Source organism: bacterium (assembly GCA_037131655.1).
Classification (GTDB): domain Bacteria; phylum Armatimonadota; class Fimbriimonadia; order Fimbriimonadales; family JBAXQP01; genus JBAXQP01.
Genome location: JBAXQP010000266.1, coordinates 1 through 3782, shown reverse-complemented (window position 1 = coordinate 3782; position 3782 = coordinate 1). Strand labels below are relative to the sequence as shown.

Annotated in this window: 6 protein-coding genes; 4 read left to right on the top strand and 2 right to left on the bottom strand. The window is 49.0% G+C overall.

The genetic code is table 11. The features are described 5' to 3' along the window. The coding region (locus WCO51_10925) for a hypothetical protein (GenBank protein MEI6513767.1) at window positions 1–192 on the top strand (192 nt) is incomplete at its 5' end. Here the strand turns inward: WCO51_10925 and WCO51_10920 are convergent. Further along, window positions 119–340 carry a type II toxin-antitoxin system HicA family toxin gene (locus tag WCO51_10920; protein ID MEI6513766.1) on the bottom strand — a complete coding sequence of 74 codons (222 nt, stop codon included), beginning with the start codon at window positions 338–340 and terminating at the stop codon, window positions 119–121. The genes WCO51_10925 and WCO51_10920 overlap by 74 nt on opposite strands. After that, the gene (locus WCO51_10915; protein MEI6513765.1) at window positions 333–584 is read right to left on the bottom strand and encodes a type II toxin-antitoxin system HicB family antitoxin; all 252 of its coding nucleotides are present in this window, start codon (window positions 582–584) and stop codon (window positions 333–335) included. Before WCO51_10915 ends, WCO51_10920 begins: the two co-directional genes overlap by 8 nt. A 141-nt stretch (window positions 585–725) precedes the next feature. Between WCO51_10915 and WCO51_10910 the strand changes: the two genes are divergently transcribed. The 3 genes from WCO51_10910 to WCO51_10900 form a co-directional block, all read left to right on the top strand. Beyond that, window positions 726–2297: a glycosyltransferase family 39 protein gene (locus WCO51_10910; GenBank protein MEI6513764.1), complete on the top strand. Its 1572-nt coding sequence runs from the start codon at window positions 726–728 to the stop codon at window positions 2295–2297. Beyond that, window positions 2282–3187: a site-specific tyrosine recombinase XerD gene (xerD, locus tag WCO51_10905; protein ID MEI6513763.1), complete on the top strand. Its 906-nt coding sequence runs from the start codon at window positions 2282–2284 to the stop codon at window positions 3185–3187. Before WCO51_10910 ends, xerD begins: the two co-directional genes overlap by 16 nt. Window positions 3188–3288: 101 nt before the next feature. Beyond that, window positions 3289–3782: DnaJ domain-containing protein (locus WCO51_10900; GenBank protein MEI6513762.1), on the top strand; the 494-nt coding region annotated here is incomplete at its 3' end.

Below are 3782 nucleotides of genomic sequence, written 5' to 3'. Positions count from 1 at the left end.
CGTGTCAGTGGAATACCGATTGCTCTCGAAATCCGTGACTTGGCAGCGGAAATGGCAAGTAATCTTTTCCAAGAAAATACTCCTCTATTCATGTGGGTCGTCCTCCAATTGCTAATAATTATTCATCAGATAACCACTCGTCCCTGCTTATTCCTGCTTGTCGGAGTATTCGACAGAGAAGATCGGGACTGATCTGGGTTCGGTGGGGATTAGGGATGGTTAGGACAAGTCCCCCTTTTATCATGTAGGGGTGCTTACCACCGTATAATGGGCCTTCGAATCCTCTTTTGTGTAGACGCTCAACCAGCTCGCGCCAATCAATCGGTCCTAGCTTAGGCAACGTTCGTGTCCGTTGGGATTTTTATCTCCACATTATTAATGGGAGGAATCGGTAAGCCTCGTGATAGCCTTACGAGCAGCCAGCCATCAAGTACTTCAGCTAACTTGTTCCGACACTCCTCAAGAGTAATCCCTGTTGCCCATACGCCTTGCAGATCAGGGATTTCACCATAATAGGGTTCCTCATCCTCAATCTTTTCGTAATTAGCGTGTTCTAGTGCACTTTGAATGTATTCTCTAATCATCTCCATCACCCTCTATCTGCATAATACCTCAGCCTCAAGTTGGTAGAAACGCCTAGCTGTTATACCAGGGTATCATCTTGATGTAACTAGGAATCAACTTAATTATCATATGGCAAATGCGCCTGGATTTGAGCATATCACATGAGCGCTAATAATGTTAGCAAACTGACCCGCGAAAAGCCATGGATTGCAGTTTGTGTTCTCTTCCTTCTTGGGTTGGGAATACGGCTGATTGGCATCAAATGGGGACTGCCCGATCTGTATCATACCTTCTCTTATCACCCGGACGAGAGTCTGTTGCTGAGTGTCGCCTTGCGCCTTGATCTCGTGCATGGTGTTTGGGACCCGAATTTCTATAATTACGGCGCCGGCTATCTTTATCTGTTGCATTTGATAACCCTTGGGGTTAATGCCTATTCCACCCCCTCGATCGCTGGTTATTTGCTGACTGCTCGTGTGGCGAATGCATTGTTTGGGGCTGGGACGGTTGTGGTTGGTTATTTAATCGGTAAACGGCTCACCAATTCTATTGGCGCATGGGCAACTGGACTTATTCTTGCCTTTGCGCCAGCGTATGTCGTTCATTCACGTTTTGCAACGGTTGATATCCCCGCTGTTTTCTTCGTCTCTTTGAGTTTACTCTTTGCAGTTAAAGTTCTTCAGAGTAACGCCATCTTGCGATATGCTCTTTGGGGAGGAGTTTTCGCAGGGTTGGCGGCGGGGTTTAAGTATAATGCCGGGTTGGTAATCGTTGCGGTCATTTTCGCGTGTTGGTTGGCGACAAAGTATTTGCGGCAACGCTTTAGTGGGATTGTGCTTGCCATGGTTGGGGCGGTTGTGGCGTTCCTCATCACCACACCGGGGGTAATTTTTAACTTCACTCGGTTTTGGGAGGATTTCAGTTTCGAACGTGGACATATGATGAATTCCAACTTCGATTTAACCTTCCAGCAGACCCCGCCAGGGTGGATTTATCATATTGTTCCCAATCTATCAACCGGCTTTGGCGGGTTGATGTTAATTTTTTGTGTGGCAGGCTTGATCTGGGGTTTAACGCGCTGCGATAAGTCGATTTGGATAATTCTAAGCTTTGGAGCGCTTTATTTTCTGATGATCGGCTCCTTCCATGTGAAGTTCTTGCGCTATACCTTTCCGCTTTATCCGGTCTTAGCGCTTGGTGGGGGTTATTGGTTAGGAAGGGTTTGGGAATCTTCCAAATGGCGTTGGCTGGGGCTTGGCGCGTTTATTGTCGTTCTCACCTACACCCTCGTCCCAATGATGAAAACGACCGGCTATATGATAAGCCTTGACCCAAGGGATGAGGCGGCGAAGTATATCCGGGATCATACGGCAGGTTCCAAGATTGGTTTTGCCAAAGTACCTTGGTTCTATTCACCCCCATTATTCCCAGAAACGAACGCACCAGGGCCGCCCCAAGCGCGATTAGAATTGATGTCAAAACAACCTGATTTGGTCATGGCTCAGGGGGCCGATTGGAGCTTGGACCTAATTTGGCAAATTAGACCTAATTACATCATACTCACCCAGTTCGAAACGATGGAGGAGGCTCGGTTGAGGCTGCCTGAATACGAGGCTTTTATGGATGCGCTTCGGGGGCAATACCGCTTGGTCAATCGATGGGGAGAAGGATTTAAGGCTCCGCATGATTTGCTTTACATTCATCCGGAGGTGCAATTGTGGCAACGGCAGTAGTTGTAGCCGAATGGCGTGACCGCTTCCTTGACTACCTCCAATTGGAGCGCAGCGTCTCCCCACATACGCTCGATGCTTATGCGCGGGATTTGGAGCAATTTTTGGAGTATTTAGAAGGCGCCAAAGCACTCGATCCCGATCAATGGCAGCCGGTTACTTTGGAAGGTTTCGCCCATCGCCTTAAGCGCCGCAACCTGGCCGAAACTAGCATCGCTCGAAAACTCTGTGCGGCAAGAGCTTTTGCCAAATATATGCACCGCCGCGGGGTGGGGTCTGATACATTTTCGGCAAAACTTGCCACCCGGAAAATGAACCGTCGGCTGCCAACTTCAATAACCACAACCGAAATGCGCCGACTGTTACTCCAGCCGGATATACGGTTGCCATATGGTCTTCGTGACCGCGCGATGCTCGAATTGGGCTATGCCAGCGGGTTGCGTGTGTCGGAGTTAGTAGGATTAAAGCTAAGCGATTTGCATATCGACGAGCGTTACGTGCGGGTTATCGGCAAACGCAATCGGGAACGGGCAGTGCCGATGGGTAAAGCGGCAGTTGATTGGATCACTCGTTACCGAATCGAAGGACGTCCGCATTTCCTCAAGGACAAACATAGTGATTATGTTTTTCTCAACGATCGGTCCAAGCCGTTGAGCCGAATGGGGTTTTGGAAGAACCTTCAAAATTATGTCGCTTTAGCGGGTATCGAAACCCATGTTAGCCCGCATACATTAAGGCACAGTTTCGCCGTGCACCTTCTTTCCGGAGGGGCTGATTTGCGTGTGGTACAAGAGCTGCTCGGACATGCCGATATAACCACTACACAGATCTACACACAAGTAAGTATCGATCATCTAAGAGAGGTCTACGGCAAAGCGCATCCGAGGGCATAGTAGGTGATGGGTGTTAGGTGATGGGGTAAAGGTCGATGCAAGACTCGGAATCCGGACCCTATTACCTATCACCCATCACCTAACACCTCTCTGTAAAATTCATGGCGAAACAGAATCATTATTTAGTCTTGGGAGTGGGACAGAAGGCGACGGCGGAGGAGATACGCCGGCGCTATCGTCAGTTGGCGCGTCGGTATCATCCAGACGTCAATAAATCACCTGATTCTACTCGCCGGTTTCAACGCATTAATGAAGCCTATGAAGTGCTTAGCGATCCGGATCGGCGAAATAATTACGATGCGGTTCTTGGCTTCTCACAGCAACCAAAACCAGCTTCGCCTAAACCTAAAACGCCGCCGAATCCACCGACACAAGAGAAGCCGAAGCCAACGCAAACCGCAAGTAGGCCTCAACCTCGTCCAAAGCAAACGACAACAAGTGATGAAATCAAGCAGATAATGCTGCAGGCCGAAAGGGCATTCACACAAAATCGATTTCGTGAAGCAATGGACAAAGCTTATATCGTTACCCAGCGCCAGCCCCGCAACGCTTCGGCTTATGCCCTTTTGGGAGATATTTATCGGATGGACGGCAA

Coding starts and splice junctions, on each gene's coding strand:
- WCO51_10915 (MEI6513765.1), bottom strand. CDS start 584: ATGATTAGAGAATACATTCAAAGTGCACTAGAACACGCTAATTACGAA.
- WCO51_10910 (MEI6513764.1), top strand. CDS start 726: ATGAGCGCTAATAATGTTAGCAAACTGACCCGCGAAAAGCCATGGATT.